The organism is Vibrio sp. Vb1574 (assembly GCF_033338675.1).
This window is the reverse complement of record NZ_JAWOTC010000018.1, coordinates 45,423-59,986: the sequence shown is the minus strand read 5'-3', so window position 1 is coordinate 59,986 and position 14,564 is coordinate 45,423. Positions and strand designations below refer to the sequence as shown.

Below are 14,564 nucleotides of genomic sequence, written 5' to 3'. Positions count from 1 at the left end.
CTTAGATAAGTACTGGCACGTTGGTCGCTTTACGAGCGGTTGCCATCCAGTGAAGTACGGCTGGATCCCATTGCACTTCGGGCGCACTGAAAAAGCCGCGTAGAATGGAAAACATAATGGCTTGATCAACCAGTGACGTTTGCTTTTCTGAACTTAGGTTGAGCAAGGGTTTAGTTTGTTCTATCAAAGCGGCGACTTCTTTCGCAATCGCAGGTGTATCGTTAATCAAAGCTTCAAAATTTAACGCTTCGGTTTCTTTTTTTGCACGCCATGCTTGTTTAGCGGTTTCTGTTGCAAATTCCGGTAACGTCACGTTTGACCAACGCGGATACCCGACTTTTTGTAGCGGTAAAAACGCTTGTTTTTGCCAGTCTAAAACCGGTGTTGAGGGTTGGCTTTTTTCGCTGGAAGATGCCAATTCAAGGAAGTAGTTGATGATGTCTAAGCTTTCCGCCATGGCTTCACCATCGTCTTTGATCAAAAGAGGAGCTTGTTTTGCGCCGATAAGGTTTGTGGTGGTGCTCTCGTCGTCATAAGCAATGTTGATGACATCGAGCTGAATATTCAGCATGCCTGCAACAAAACGGACGCGGGCGCTAAAGGGGCAATGTTCATAAATGTACAGTTTCATTTTTTGTTTCCTATCTCTTGGCTGGGCAGGGCGTGTTGTTGTGCGTTGTACAGCGTTACGGCGTTTAACTTTGCCCTGTCACATAACGTTCTGGGTCTAAACAATGTCGATAGGGCCAGTATATGGATTCGACTTAATTTGATAATTGGGTAATATCTGAATTGATTATTCAGTTTTTCCAAATAATAAGGGCGCGAAGGTGGATAAGTTTTCGGATATGACGTTGTTTGTCAGCATCGTTAAACATCAAGGTCTGGCAGCGGCGGGAAGGGAGTTAGGTTTGTCTCCGGCGACGGTAACGGCAAGGCTGCAAGCGATAGAAGAACGCTATGGCGTAAAGCTGCTCAACCGAAGCACACGCCACGTATCACTCACGGACGCAGGGGCAATGTACCATCAAGCTTGTCTGAACATCATTGATAGCGTGAAAGAGACGGAAAACTTGCTGCAAACGGGTATTTCGCAAGTGCGCGGAACGTTGAAAATTTCAGCTCCACGAGATATTGGCAAACAAATTATTTCGCCGATGGTGTCGGCTTTTTCTGAGCAATATCTGGATGTGACGCCTTATCTTTATCTTAATGACAATTTATCGAACTTGGCTGAATCGGGGCTCGATTTGGTGATTCGTTATGGCGAGTTAGCGGACAGCAATCTCATTTCGCGCAGGCTGGCGTCGAGTCAACGCGTGCTGTGCGCATCACCTGACTATTTGTCGAAGCAAGGTATCCCAAACTGTCCTCAAGATCTCGCGGTTCATCGCTGCTTAGCCATGGTGCGCAGCAATGAAGAATTAAAAACGTGGCACTTTAAAGATGAAGATTCTCACCAAACGATCACGGTCACGCCAAAGCGATTTTCTGATGATGGTGAAGTGATTCGACAATGGGCGTTGGACGGTGCGGGGATTGCGCTGAAATCGATTTTAGATATTCAGCAAGACCTAGAACAACAACGTTTAGTAACGGTTTTGGATGGGTATATGAAAAACTTCAGCGCCTTCTCGCAAGGCGCTGAAGCGGATCTGCATGTCATTTATCAGAGCCGCCAATATCAACCGAAAAGAGTTCGCCTGTTTTTGGACTTTCTAGTTGAGCAATTTAGCGCGCTGAGTGATGCCCGCAATCAGATCTAGATGCGATTCCGAGGTTTCTCGGCGGTGGCGATAAATCCCGACGGTGCCAGGGTTTGGTTCGTTTTCCATGGTTAAGCATCGTAAGCCAAAGGATTCCAAATACGATTGCAGGTGGCGGGTATAAGACATCACCGCGACGCTTTCTTTCAGTACATCAATACTGGCGAGCAGAGAATCCACTTCGTAAGTCGGTCTGTCATCCAGTTGCTGCCTTTCGCGTTCATTTTGTTTCGGGATTGGGTTGTCGATGACGTGAGCGAATTTCTTAGCGTCATAAGTGACCGAAAGAGCGGGGTATTCGTGCAGCATATCTTCGGTGACGGTTTTCCCTAGAAGTGGGTGGTTTGGGGAAACAAAATAGGCATCAACCGTTTGAAATAGCGGAATAAACGTAACATCACATTTAGACGACAAGCCGACAATCTCGTGGCCGATGAAGAATTCAATCTGTTCGCTGATTAATGAATCCATCAAGCCTAAGTGGTTGCCAAATTCGACGTGTGTAGATGCCGATGGCTGCTTGGTCAGATGTTCATTGAGTGCTTGTTTGACGAACAGCGGCCACCACGCATCGCCAGTGCCCATTTTAATTTTTCCGACTTGGTACTGTTTCCGTTCATCAATGCTTTGCATCATTTGGTTGTATTCATGCTGCATCGCGTTGCTATGGCGATAGAGGATGCGTCCGTATTCGGTCAACACCATGCCATTAGGATGACGTTCAAAAAGCGTCACGCCGAGATTCTCTTCCAGCTTCTTTAAATTGCTTGTTACCGTTGGCTGGCTTAACCCTGCCATTCTTGCCGCAGCGCTGATGCTTTGGCAGCGTGCAACCAGTAAAAATTGCTGCAGAGATTTGTCCATTTTCTTTCCCCTCTAAGAACGAGGGGTATTTTGCACAATTTCATTTATAAATCACAAATCTGTAATCTCATTTGATTGAAATTATGCGCATTTCATAGATCTACATCACTGTTGGGGTTTGACGTATAGATGTTATCTATAGCTCGCTCCTGACTTCCTATTTTCCCCTCAAAAAGGTGTTCTTTAGACTGTCGCCAATACAACAATCTAAGGGATGAACATGAAACCGAGTTTTATTGCGCTTGCTGTCGCGTCTTGTATTGGTCTTGCTGGATGTGGGTCAGATTCCTCTGATACGCCAGTGTCAGTCGACAAACCAATTATTTCAGCCGACTTATATTTACGTGGTTTAAATGGGGATTGGGGCACGGCAGAGCATGCCAAGCTAAACTATTTGGGTAATAACGAGTACGAAACCGTACTGCGCGTCGCTCGAGGTAGCAATCAGTTCAAGATTGCTGATCCGGGTTGGCAGATCCAATACACCTATTTTGAGGAGCCCGCGGCGTTCGATAAAGCTCAAGAGTACCTGCCAAAACCTGACACGAATGAAGCGTGTATGAACGATGATTGCAACTCTGAGATCACGTTTGAAGACAAAGGGTATTACAAGTTTTCTGTGAGCTTTGCCGATGAAAGTCGTGCGACAATGACTGTGACGAAAGCAACGCAAGAAGAAGCGGAAAAATACTACTCTGATGCGATTCTCGACCCTGCAATGGTGCATGAAGGGCATCAGAATAAAGAAGTGAAACTGTTCGCCAATTACGATGACTCGAGTGATACCGTGATTTTCTCGGTGAAAGATCCTAAAGCTGAACTGCGTGAATTTGGTATTTCAACGACGACAGAATTGCGTGATGCGCTCGACCAAGGCTTAGTGATTAATGAGCAAACAGGGCCGCGAGTGGTGTCGGGTGATGTCGCGTTTGACGCGTTGTTTGCATTGACGATGAAAGAGCTAGACCAGCTTGCCGTTTCTGAAATCAAAGACGGCAATTACAACTACAACAACCCAATCAAAGCGGAAGTTTTTGAGACGGGCGCGAAGTGGCATTACGTATGGACGCGTGATTTGGCGTACGCAGCAGACCTTTCGCTTGCATTGATGAATCCAACTCGGGTGCAAAATGGTTTGAATTTCAAATTGTCTGCTTTCCGCGACACGACCGATCAGCAATACGATGGCGAGCAGATTGTGCAAGACACGGGCACGGGCGGCAGCTGGCCAATCAGTACCGACCGCACGACTTGGGCGCTTGGTGCAGAACGCTTACTTTCGGCATTGGATGGGGAAGAGTACAACCAGTTTGCAGAGCGCGCATATAAAGCGATCAGTAATACACTTGAAGCCGATCGCTTGGCGGCTTTTGATGCGAAATCTGGTTTATACACTGGTGAGCAATCATTCCTTGATTGGCGTGAGCAAACTTACTCAACGTGGACGCCAAACGATGTAAATGCGATTGGTAGCAGCAAAGCGTTATCGACAAACGTGGTTCACTACCGCGCGATTCATCTCGCGGCTAAGTTGGCAGAGAAGTACGACTCAACCAGCGCGGTCAAATACACCGATTGGGCTGAGCAGTTAAAAACCGCTATCAACGAGCAGTTTTGGAATGCCGAACGCGGTATGTACGTAAGCTATTTGTTTGACAATGGCAAAGACATCGCGGTCGACAAATACGACATGTTGGGCGAAGCACTTGCGATCATCAGTGGCGTGGCAAGTGATGCGCAGGCGAAACAAATCATGGCCAATTACCCACACAGTGAGTTTGGCGTGCCGGTTTACTTCCCTCAACAACCGGATGTGCCTGTGTACCATAACCGCGCAATTTGGCCATTTGTTACCGCGTACAGCTTGCGCGCCGCGCATCAAACACAGAACGTGGCTGCGGCGAACAATGCGATTCAATCGTTGGTTCGTGGCACGGCAACTAATTTATCCAACATGGAAAACTTAGAGTGGCTTTCTGGTAAGTCATTCATCATCCATAGTGATCATGGTGAAGATCCAAGCATGGATGGCCCAGTGATTAACTCTCAGCGTCAGCTTTGGTCTGTGGGTGGCTACTTGAACATGGTGGTAGAGACCCTATTCGGCGTTCATACCGAAACGGGTAAGTTGGAAGTGCAGCCATTTATCACAAGTTGGGTGCGCAATAACTTGTTGGCTCAGTCTGAACAAATCACTTTGGAAAACTTTGCCTTCAAAGGAAAGAACTACTCGGTAACGATTGACTTGCCTGAAGTAAGCAAAGATGAAACAGGTTACTACCCAGTTGAGAATGTCACGATGGACGAAGAGGGGCATTTCCACGTGACATTAGGCGCGCTTGTGAATGTAGATAGCAGCATTACTTTAGTTTCTGATGTGAAACCGTATGTGAGTAAAGACAGCCGTGTTTATTCTCCGCAAGAGCCGACATTGGTGGTAAAAAGCGTTGATAATTCGGTTTCGATTGACGTGACGAGCAAGTACAACGTGAACTTGTATCGCAATGGCGAGCTGATTCAAAAGAACGTGATTGCTCAATCTTATTCCGATACGCCAACAGGTTTTGCTTGTTATTTGGCTGAAAGCATTAACGATAAAGGCTTCCGTTCTAACCCAAGCCAGCCGGTTTGTGTCGGTGAAGAGATCCGCATCAAACTTGATGGCGAATATCAGCCACTCAAAGACAATGTCTCAGTGGTTACGGTGCGCAAAGACAGTGGTATCGTAAAAGGTGCAGAGTCGTTTACAGCTCCTTTAACGGGCACTTACCAGTTCGATGCTTGGTACAACAATAACCTAGGGCAACTTAATACTGGCATCACGAACACCGTGAAATTGTTAAAGGTATTGGATGATGCAGGTAAAGTGGTTGGTCAAGGTTACTTGCAGATGGGCCATATTGGTGAAAACCAAGGTATGCGTTACTCAACGCCAATTGAGGTGACGTTGGAGCAGGGAAAAACCTATCAGGTCGCGCTGAAGGACCACTTCAATATGAGTTACCTCAAATCGAATGAAACCTACATCTACGCAGGTGGTATTGAGGGTGAAAAGAACGAAGCGCAAATCGCAGATATTCGAATCACACCTTTAATGTAGGCTGTTTTAACAAAGCTGCGTTCTAAGAAAAACAAAGCCGCTGAGATTATCAGCGGCTTTGTTGTATTTGCTATCGGGGGCCGTTTACAGGTTAGTTTGCCGCCTGCGGACGAGGTTTACGGCGCTGACCTGACGGTTTGTTTCCTGCAGGTTTAGCATTGTTTGGCTTGCGGTTACCTGACGGTTTACCAGCGTTGCCACTCTTATTACCGTTTGGTTTATTTCCATTCGGCTTATTGCCATTTGGCTTGTTGCCGTTAGGTTTGCGGTCATCTGGTTTACTGTTTGCACGACCTTGGCCTTCACGGTTGCCTTTAGGCTTGCCCGCACCGCCTTGGTTGGTGCTGTTTTTGTTGCCGTTGTTACCACCGTTGAAGCGACGTTTAGGTTTGTTTGCACCATTGCCTGCTTTCTTTTCGGCTGCTGGGGCGTTTTCACTTGCAGCATTTGGCGCTTTTGGTTTTTTCGGCTTCTTAGGTTTTTTCGGTTTGATTGGGCGCGTATCCAGTTTAGATTCTGGCACCACATTGGTTGGCGCAAAACCTTCCAACTCTTTACGTGGTAGTACTTCTTGAATCAAACGTTCAATCGCAAACAACTCAGATGCTTCTAGCGCACACACCAGTGAAATCGCTTTACCTACTTCGCCCGCGCGGCCAGTACGACCAATACGGTGAACGTAGTCTTCTGCCACTTTAGGTAGCTCAAAGTTCACCACTTGCGGCAATTGAGGAATATCGATACCGCGCGCAGCAATGTCCGTCGCGACCAACACACGAATTTCACCCGATTTAAAATCCGCCAGTGCTTTGGTACGCGCGCCTTGGCTCTTGTTGCCGTGGATGGCAGCAGCCGGTAGGTTTTGTTCGATAAGGAACTTCGTCAGACGGTTTGCGCCGTGTTTCGTTTTCGTAAACACCAGCACTTGCTTCCAATCGCCGTCTTTGATCAATTTAACCAACATCGGTGCTTTCTTTTTCACGTCTGCTGGGTAGATGCTTTGCTCAACCGTTCTCGCCGTCGAGTTTGCCGGGTTCACTGAAATCTCAACCGGGTTGTTCACCAAGCCTTTCGCAAGGTCACGGATTTCATCCGAGAAAGTCGCCGAGAAAAGTAGGTTCTGACGCTGTTTTGGTAGCAGAGCTAGGATCTTACGAATGTCACGGATAAAGCCCATATCCAACATACGGTCTGCTTCATCGAGCACTAGCACTTCCAGTTGGTCGAACTTCACCGCATTTTGGTTGTACAAATCCATCAGGCGCCCTGGTGTCGCGACCAACACATCCGCACCTTTGCGAAGACGCTGCATTTGCGGGTTGATCTTCACACCACCAAAAACAACCGCACTGCTTAGTGGAAGATGACGGCCGTACATAAATACGTTTTCTTGCACCTGAGCTGCAAGCTCACGTGTTGGCGTTAGGATCAGTGCTCGAACTTGGTTAGCACGAACGCGAGGGCCGTTCGATAAACGCTCAAGAATCGGTAGCGTAAAGCCTGCAGTTTTACCTGTACCAGTCTGCGCTGCTGCCATTACGTCTTTCCCTTCCAAAATAGCAGGAATTGCTTTTGCCTGAATTGGCGAAGGGGTGTCGTAGCCTTTCTCTTGAATAGCTTTAAGGATTGGAGCAGATAGACCTAACGAGGTAAAACCCATATGTATGATTCTCAATTGTAGAGTTAGATAACAACGCGCCGAAAACAAATCGGTGCGAAAAGTGCGACATTCTGAGGCTTTTACGCGCAGGCTTCAACTAATTCCGTCATGGATAAATATTTGAACTGGATCTCATTTCTTTTTGGCAGGCAAAACTGATAACTGGTTTGGTCGATCGATTGAATGGTTTTACGTTGGCGATGCCCATTCTTACATCGCTATCACGGTATGCAGTTTTAGTTTATCAAATGCTGTTCGGAGTGTGGGGGAGGCTTGCTCCTTTCATTACTCCGCTTTTGCATGCGTTAAAAACGCACTCGTCAATTGCTGAAAGAGCGAATCTACCGATGGGCGGTCGGATACATGATGGAAGAGCGGTGTGTGGACATCACCACGAATATCATCGCTGTGACCGCAAAGCTGATTACACATTCGTACTGGTTCGACAATCTTCTCGACGTCGGCATCAATCAGAATGCATGCTTGTGACAATACCACTTGTCCGCCGCCTTTTTTAAGTAAAACACGCTGCGCGGTTCCCACGACTTTTTGCCCGCCAATGTTGAGGTTGTACTCGCCATCGCAGTAGGAATAAGGCGTAGCATGAACATCCACTTTCACGCCGAGCTGTTTAAAGAAAACCGTTAATATTGCACATAAATCGAGATACGCTTTTTTGATGTTGTAAGGCTCGCCTTCTGGCCAGTGGTAAATGTGGGATAGATTGATAATACCTGGCACCTGAGGGACTGGGGCACCACCGGTTTTACGAGAAAAGAGCTTCCAGCCAGACGTATTTAACGCATGTTCTAACTCATTAGACACTGGCCATTTCTTACCCGCGGGAAGCACGAGCGTTGGACTTTTTACTTGCCAAAGCAATAGCACTTGCGAGAGTTGGTTGGACTGAACTTGTTTAATGAGCTCATCTTCTTTGTCAAATGCATCAGCGACTTCCGTAGCTGTGTAGCGAATTAGCTTATTTTTAGCAACCAAACTCTATCCCTCGCGGCTATTTAATCGTTACTGTTGTATCTCAGATACAGCTTTATTGCTAGGTCTGAGTGATTAGGCTTTTGCTCGCTAGCTGCATGATCACCTTTTGGATCTTTTCCGTTGTCCATTAATTCTGCTTGAACACGCGATAAAAAGTTTTTGCTAGTCATCACATCAGCCATTCATAAAATCTGCCATCTATGAAAAATTTTGGCGATATAAGTATGAAAAAGCGAGTGATGACTCTCGCGTTAGCGGCATCATTAACGGGATGTGTGACGTTCCCAACTCAAGAATCTGAGCAAGTACAGGTGCTTTGGGACAATGTGAATGCGATTGAAAACTGTGAACTAATGGGTACCGTGATCGGCTCAGAAGGACACTTTTACGATTACTGGTTTCACGCAGATAAAGACATGGTTTGGGGGACGCTAAACCAAATGCGCATCAAGGCGGTGGATTTAGGCGCAGATACCTTGTACTTGTATCAACCGTTGAGCTTTTCTACGTCAGTGACGATGTTTGCAAATGCTTACAAGTGCAAACAGTAGCGATTTTCTTGCTCATAATTGAAAGACAGGCGCTGCTCGCCTGTCTTTGATGCGTTCTACAAATACTGGAGACTTTGCGTTAATTAACGTTTGCTGTCGCCACCGCTGATGTATCAGAAAACGACAATGTAAAGTCTCGCTCGGTATTAAGCACTTTGGCTGGAAACTCTAAGCTCAACTGCGTATGTGGCGCGACTTCTGAAGCAATGCTAGTAACGAATTTTCGGGTTTCTCCAGGAGAGATCGATATGTCACTTCCACCTTGTGATGAGAGCTCAGCGATACCCATTGTTTCAAGTGTGTTACCTGCAGTATCCGCCAGGTGTAATAAAGACTCTGACTTGTAGATTAATTCTCCACTTTCTGTGCGATATGCATTAAACGAGTTGAAATTTGGTTGCAATGATCCTTGTGAACCAATGTTAGTAACGGAAAATGTCACATTAGCGCCATCAAAGTTCTCGACTCTTACAAGTACGTTACTGTCTTGGTAACGAGCGGCTGCCGCCGCAGTTGCTTGCTGTTTCTGCCTCTGTTTCTCTTTTTCAATGTCGCTTAACTGTTTCTGCTCATTAGCGATTCGATTCTTTGCCATGTAGTACGACTGATCGACCATTGCTATTAAAGCGGGGATTGAATACAAAGTGAGGCCTTCCAAATGGTCAAAGTCGATTTTGGCATGTTGAGTACGTTTATGATTAGAAAATTGGCAGTAACCATCAATCAAACTGATTAAAGCCACTTCAAAAGTGCCCTGTAATCGGCTTACTTCCTGTGCTGCTTTCTCTAGATTTGAGCGGACTTTCCGAATCTCTTCCAAACTCTTTTGTGAAAGACGACCGTTTGGCGATACGTCGTTAGAAACCGAAACCAGTTCTTCGGTCACAAATGGATTGTTTTCGGCAGGAATCACCGTAGTGATACGGTTAGATTTGGTGATGTCTTCGCCTAATAAAACTATCATTTTTTGCGATGCGGCGGTTGTGTTGCCCACTAATACGTCACTACAGTTTGGCGACGTATTGGCATACCCGGCGAATGCGGTAAAAAGTGAAAGTGTAACGGACCAGCCGATGGTGACGAGTCCTGTCGTGGTTCGAGTATTCATCCTGATAACCCCTCTGTCATTTGGTGCGATTCACTGACGTAATTGCCAATCAAAAGATTGGCTCGCGACATTCAGAATGGTTCTGGTCAACCCTTCGTAGTGGGTATGCCCACAGATGCTTTTTTAGTCGTTTATCAACCGCTAAGCCACGATTGATAAAGTGTCTGAAATTGAGAGCATTAACGCTGCGAAGTTGATGTCTTTGACTGAAAGATAGACGTAACTTTTCTAACCATCAAATACGTGATTGAGTTCTCATTTTTATATGAGTGAGAGGTTCAAGAGAAAACAGGCACTTACTGTAGAGAGTTGATTTGAAGGAAAAATATAAATTTTTTTGGGGAACTTTTTTGATGCTGCCTTTGAGACTTTTTTTGAATCTCAAAGGCAGGTTCTTACACTCGCGTTCAATTACAACGTGTTGAGGACATCCGCGAGTCGAGAGACAGCTGTCGTCAGTTCTTCTGGTGTAGCATTGGTAAAGTTAAGACGCAGAGCGGCTTTTACCTTTGAACCTTCTGGATAAAAGACCGGGCTCGGCACTACAGCAACCCAGTTTGCGAGAAGGTTTTTCGCCAGTTCGAAGGTGTCGCATTCTGGAATCTCGACCCAAACGAACATACCACCATCGACGGGTTTGAGTACGCAACTTTCTGGCAGCTGTTTTTGCAGTTCAGCAAACATGACATCGTAACGTGATTTGTAAAGAGCACAGATGGTTGAAATGTGCGTTTCGAAGTTGTCATGTTGCAGTAGACCATGCAGCAAAGCTTGCATAGGAATACTAGAGTGCAGATCGGCACCTTGTTTAATTTTGATGAGTGGCTCAAGGTAGCTGCTTTTGCCCGTAACTACACCAATACGCAAGCCTGGTGAAGCTATTTTGGAGAAAGAGCGCAATACGATGGAGTGCTGTGGGCAGAAGTCCGAAACCAGTGGAAGCGCTTCACCAGAAAAACGCAGCTCGCGGTATGGCGCGTCTTCGATGAATGCCACGTCGTATTGTATACAAAGCTCGGCAACTTTTTGGCGAGTCTCTAGCGCCCAGCATACGCCCGTTGGGTTGTGAAAATCGGGTACGGCGTAGAACATTTTTGGTTGCTGCGTGGCAAAGCATTGTTCGAGTTCTTCTAGGTTTGGGCCACACTCGGTTTGTGAAACGGTCACGATGTTGGCTTGCACTAGACCGAATACTTGCATAGCACCAAGGTAGCTCGGTGCTTCCATCACCACTTTATCGCCCGGATTTACGTACGCACGCGCAATCAAATCTAGCCCTTGCTGAGAGCCCGTTGTGATCATCGCCAAATGAGATTCCGGCAGCTGGTAATAATCGGCCAAAAAGTTAAGTAGCGGGGCGTAGCCTGCTGTTGCGCCATATTGAAACACCTCTGGCATATTAGCGAGGTTTTCGAGCGTCGGTTTCATTAAGTCGATCGGGAAGGTTTTTTCGTCCGGCAAGCCACCTGCAAGAGAAATGACGTTCTTATCGCTCGCTGCTGCGAGGATCTCTCGGATGTAGGATGACTTAGTTTGTTGTAATGACTGTGCGATTTCCATGTGCTGTGCTTCTCGTAATTGTCTTTTTTTATGTCAGAAATAGTATAGGTAAATTGCCAAGCTTGGTGTGTCCATTTATGCTGTTAAACATGTCCATTTATGCTGTTAAACATGTCCATTTATGCTATTTAAGCGAAAGTTTACTCCGTGAGCCATCAACAAGTTTCCAGAATCAATGACGTGCTGTTTTACATTCACCAGGACATTAGCAGAGATTTATCGGCTAAAGAGCTAGCAGATGTAGCAGCCTATTCTGAACAGCACTTCCATCGTATTTTTAAAGATGTGGTAGGGGAGTCTGTCCATCAATATATCCGTCGAACAAGAATGGAATACGCCGCCAATCAACTGATGTTTGATACCAGCTCATCGGTGTTAGACATTGCTAACAAGTGCGGCTTTAGCTCGGTATCTTCTTTTAGCCGAGCGTTTAAAGCAACGTTCGCTATGTCTCCTGGCGCGTGGCGAAAGCATGATTTACAAGTCGCAGAAAAGCCGTATCTAAAAGATCCAGAAGTGGCTGCGGGTTATCATCGGGTTGCGAAACGCGAGTTGCCAGAACCTAAAATTATGGAGGTTCCACAACGCTTTGCGGCTTATGTGCGGCATGAGGGTTATAGCCGTTCCATTCGTAATGCGTGGCTGATTTTGAAGGCGTGGGCAAGCTCTGAGAATCGGGACTTTTCGGTTCAATACGGTTTGCATCACTCCAACCCCGCTTGGGTTGAGCTCGATAAGTGTCGCTATGTGGCTTGTATGGCGATTGATAAGCCGCTTAAAGTACGCGGTGTCGTGAATCAAATGACGATTCCGGGTGGTTTGCATGCTGTTTTTCGCTTAACAGGGGTATATGGAGAGCTTCTTCCTCAATTGAGTATGGTGTTAGAAAAGTGGTTGCCGAATTCAGGCTTTAAGCAGCGTTCTACTCCCGCTTATGTTCACTATCATAAAAACCATTTCCTTAGCCATGATGAGGCGTTTGAGCTGGACTTCTATCTGCCCATCAGTTTTTTCTAACTGGAGTATTTATTTACTATCCGTAAGGAAGAAAATGCTAAGCTCTATATGGTGATTTTTTACAAATAATTGAAAATTAAATGAACATCGATCATGTAAAGCTATTTGTCCGTTTGGCTTCGACACACAACATCAGCATGGCTGGTCAGGAGCTTGGACTTTCTCCTGCTGTCGCTAGTGCGCACATCAACAAACTTGAGGACAGCTTAGGAGTTCGTTTAGTTCATCGCACCACACGCAAAGTTTCCTTAACTGAAGAAGGGCAGGCTTTTTTACCTCACGCGGAGGAGGTCCTTGCAACAGTGGAGGCAGCAAGGGGAGCTGTTGGCTCAGGGCAGAGTGCGCCAACGGGAGTATTACGTATAACCGCCTCTGCAACTTTTGGTCGCTTGCATATTGTGCCCGCATTAAAAGGTTTTATGGCGCGTTACCCAGGGTTAACCGTGGACTGCCGATTTTCTGATTCCATTATTGATCTGGTTGAGGGAGGTTTCGATGTCGCCATTCGTGTCGCTGAGTTGAAAGATTCTTCATTGGTCGCAAGAAAGCTTGCGCCAGATCGTCGTATTATCGTTGCATCACCAGATTATATTGAACAATTTGGGAGACCTAACAAGCCCCAAGACTTGACGAATCATCAATGTATTAACTTAGTTGGAATGAATAATTGGTCATTCAATACAAAAGATGGAATGGTCAATGTAAGAACTTCTGGTCGTTTTAAAACTGATAATGGTGATGCGATGAGAGACGCGACGGTAAACGGGTTAGGTATTTCTATCAACTCGGTTTGGAGTGTTTATCAAGAATTACAAAGTGGTCAGCTAGTGGAAGTACTCGAAGATCACCCTTTAGCGATGGATGCTGGGATTTGGGCTGTGTACCCAAGCTCTCGTTTAATTGCGCCTAAGGTGCGTGCCTTTATTGATTACTTTGCTGAATACTATGGTACGCCACCTTATTGGGAGTTTGCGGAAAAGTGATAACAAGTTTCACTTATCGAATACATTGTTTTTAAGGTCCGAATAAAAACGAACCTCAAGATAATTCTTAATTGTTATTAATGGAGTTTGCTTAAGATTAATTCAATAGTATCAATTATCTGCTGTGTTTTGCTTTGATCTAATGCATCAGGGTGTGGGGGCGCGAATGCTTCAATGTCATTATCGAAGTACATACCATGCGCTTGAGCAAACTCTTCTGATAGCGCAGCGCGAGTTAGAATATCTGCTCCTAAGCGGATATCACCACCAGCAACCCCATAAGCATCTTTAACCATCTTACTACCTAGGAATGATTTTGGGTTTACTGATACCAACATAGGGCCAGTGTTCTTAAGCTTTAGTCCGATTGCTCGTGACCACATCGTTAATGCCAATTTGCTTTGGGCATATGCTTCGCCATCTGACAATGGTTTGTTACCGAGTAAAGCGCTAGTGTTTACTGTTGTTTGTGCAGCTGAAGACAAATTAACCACACGACCCGTATCTCCGAGCAACGGCAATAGCTCTCTAGTGAGTAAGTAGGGAGCAATGGTGTTGACTGCGAAGCGTACATCAAGACCCTCTTTAGTTCTTGGATTTGGTGTTGCGTACACACCAGCATTGTTAATGATGACGTCTAAATGATTGAACCGTTCTGTTATCTCCATCACTATCTGTTTTACCGCATTGGGAGAGGATAAATCAGCAACAAGGCTTTCAACTTTACCACTTTTCATCTCCCTCAAACTTTGCTCAACTTGTTGAACTTTCTCTATATTCCGGCCATGGATTATTACGTGTTGTTCACGGTTAATTAACATTTTCGCGGTTTCTAAACCAATACCGTCAGTAGATCCAGTAACTAGAATTGTCTTTCGCATGATCGCTCTCATTGTTGAAGGTTAATATAGAACGATCATAGTGGCATCTTTTGCATTCGACTATTGAGACTAAAAAGA

Annotated in this window: 12 protein-coding genes and 1 pseudogene; 6 read left to right on the top strand and 7 right to left on the bottom strand. The window is 45.8% G+C overall.

The features are described from left to right. Position 1: 1 nt before the first annotated feature. Positions 2-631: a glutaredoxin 2 gene (grxB, locus tag R7O12_RS13285; RefSeq protein WP_318125937.1), complete on the bottom strand. Its 630-nt coding sequence runs from the start codon at positions 629-631 to the stop codon at positions 2-4. 199 nt (positions 632-830) lie between these two features. On the opposite strand from grxB, the gene R7O12_RS13280 reads away from it, so the two are divergent. Continuing rightward, positions 831-1,766, top strand: coding sequence for a LysR family transcriptional regulator (locus R7O12_RS13280; RefSeq protein WP_318125936.1), 936 nt, complete (start codon positions 831-833; stop codon positions 1,764-1,766). Here the strand turns inward: R7O12_RS13280 and R7O12_RS13275 are convergent. Beyond that, complete coding sequence (locus R7O12_RS13275; RefSeq protein WP_318125935.1) at positions 1,719-2,630, bottom strand: LysR family transcriptional regulator; 912 nt, start codon at positions 2,628-2,630, stop codon at positions 1,719-1,721. The two genes, R7O12_RS13280 and R7O12_RS13275, sit on opposite strands and share 48 nt — an antisense overlap. A 220-nt stretch (positions 2,631-2,850) precedes the next feature. On the opposite strand from R7O12_RS13275, the gene R7O12_RS13270 reads away from it, so the two are divergent. Next, on the top strand, positions 2,851-5,730 hold the full coding sequence (locus R7O12_RS13270) for an MGH1-like glycoside hydrolase domain-containing protein (protein WP_318125933.1): 2,880 nt from the start codon (positions 2,851-2,853) through the stop codon (positions 5,728-5,730). A gap of 91 nt (positions 5,731-5,821) precedes the next feature. Here the strand turns inward: R7O12_RS13270 and R7O12_RS13265 are convergent, their stop codons facing one another. Then, on the bottom strand, positions 5,822-7,390 hold the full coding sequence (locus R7O12_RS13265; RefSeq protein WP_171345902.1) for a DEAD/DEAH box helicase: 1,569 nt from the start codon (positions 7,388-7,390) through the stop codon (positions 5,822-5,824). Between the two features lie 148 nt (positions 7,391-7,538). Here R7O12_RS13265 and R7O12_RS27295 point away from each other — a divergent pair. Next, a pseudogene (locus R7O12_RS27295) lies at positions 7,539-7,616 on the top strand (VOC family protein); the annotation flags it as partial. A 59-nt stretch (positions 7,617-7,675) separates the two neighbouring features. Here R7O12_RS27295 and R7O12_RS13260 read toward each other — a convergent pair. Next, entirely contained in the window at positions 7,676-8,386 is a 711-nt protein-coding gene (locus R7O12_RS13260; RefSeq protein WP_005373753.1) for a biotin/lipoate A/B protein ligase family protein, read from the bottom strand. Between the two features lie 224 nt (positions 8,387-8,610). Here R7O12_RS13260 and R7O12_RS13255 point away from each other — a divergent pair, with 224 nt between their 5' ends. Continuing rightward, positions 8,611-8,937, top strand: a complete 327-nt coding sequence (locus tag R7O12_RS13255; protein WP_017633591.1) for a DUF4156 domain-containing protein — start codon at positions 8,611-8,613, stop codon at positions 8,935-8,937. A gap of 79 nt (positions 8,938-9,016) precedes the next feature. Here the strand turns inward: R7O12_RS13255 and R7O12_RS13250 are convergent, their stop codons facing one another. Then, positions 9,017-10,045 (bottom strand): hypothetical protein, encoded by a 1,029-nt coding sequence (locus R7O12_RS13250; RefSeq protein ID WP_017633592.1) that lies wholly within the window; start codon positions 10,043-10,045, stop codon positions 9,017-9,019. Positions 10,046-10,456: 411 nt separating this feature from the next. Beyond that, positions 10,457-11,605, bottom strand: coding sequence for a PLP-dependent aminotransferase family protein (locus tag R7O12_RS13245; RefSeq protein WP_318125931.1), 1,149 nt, complete (start codon positions 11,603-11,605; stop codon positions 10,457-10,459). Between the two features lie 147 nt (positions 11,606-11,752). Here R7O12_RS13245 and R7O12_RS13240 point away from each other — a divergent pair, with 147 nt between their 5' ends. Next, the gene (locus tag R7O12_RS13240) at positions 11,753-12,622 is read left to right on the top strand and encodes a GyrI-like domain-containing protein (protein ID WP_005387011.1); all 870 of its coding nucleotides are present in this window, start codon (positions 11,753-11,755) and stop codon (positions 12,620-12,622) included. Between the two features lie 80 nt (positions 12,623-12,702). Beyond that, complete coding sequence (locus R7O12_RS13235) at positions 12,703-13,605, top strand: LysR family transcriptional regulator (RefSeq protein ID WP_017633593.1); 903 nt, start codon at positions 12,703-12,705, stop codon at positions 13,603-13,605. A 77-nt stretch (positions 13,606-13,682) separates the two neighbouring features. Here the strand turns inward: R7O12_RS13235 and R7O12_RS13230 are convergent, their stop codons facing one another. Then, positions 13,683-14,486: an SDR family NAD(P)-dependent oxidoreductase gene (locus R7O12_RS13230; RefSeq protein ID WP_318125929.1), complete on the bottom strand. Its 804-nt coding sequence runs from the start codon at positions 14,484-14,486 to the stop codon at positions 13,683-13,685. Between the last annotated feature and the right edge of the window lie 78 nt (positions 14,487-14,564).

Excerpts from the sequence above, each read along its gene's own strand:
- grxB (WP_318125937.1), bottom strand. The coding sequence starts at position 631 with ATGAAACTGTACATTTATGAACATTGCCCCTTTAGCGCCCGCGTCCGT.
- R7O12_RS13275 (WP_318125935.1), bottom strand. The coding sequence starts at position 2,630 with ATGGACAAATCTCTGCAGCAATTTTTACTGGTTGCACGCTGCCAAAGC.
- R7O12_RS13270 (WP_318125933.1), top strand. The coding sequence starts at position 2,851 with ATGAAACCGAGTTTTATTGCGCTTGCTGTCGCGTCTTGTATTGGTCTT.
- R7O12_RS13265 (WP_171345902.1), bottom strand. The coding sequence starts at position 7,390 with ATGGGTTTTACCTCGTTAGGTCTATCTGCTCCAATCCTTAAAGCTATT.
- R7O12_RS13255 (WP_017633591.1), top strand. The coding sequence starts at position 8,611 with ATGAAAAAGCGAGTGATGACTCTCGCGTTAGCGGCATCATTAACGGGA.
- R7O12_RS13250 (WP_017633592.1), bottom strand. The coding sequence starts at position 10,045 with ATGAATACTCGAACCACGACAGGACTCGTCACCATCGGCTGGTCCGTT.
- R7O12_RS13245 (WP_318125931.1), bottom strand. The coding sequence starts at position 11,605 with ATGGAAATCGCACAGTCATTACAACAAACTAAGTCATCCTACATCCGA.
- R7O12_RS13235 (WP_017633593.1), top strand. The coding sequence starts at position 12,703 with ATGAACATCGATCATGTAAAGCTATTTGTCCGTTTGGCTTCGACACAC.
- R7O12_RS13230 (WP_318125929.1), bottom strand. The coding sequence starts at position 14,486 with ATGCGAAAGACAATTCTAGTTACTGGATCTACTGACGGTATTGGTTTA.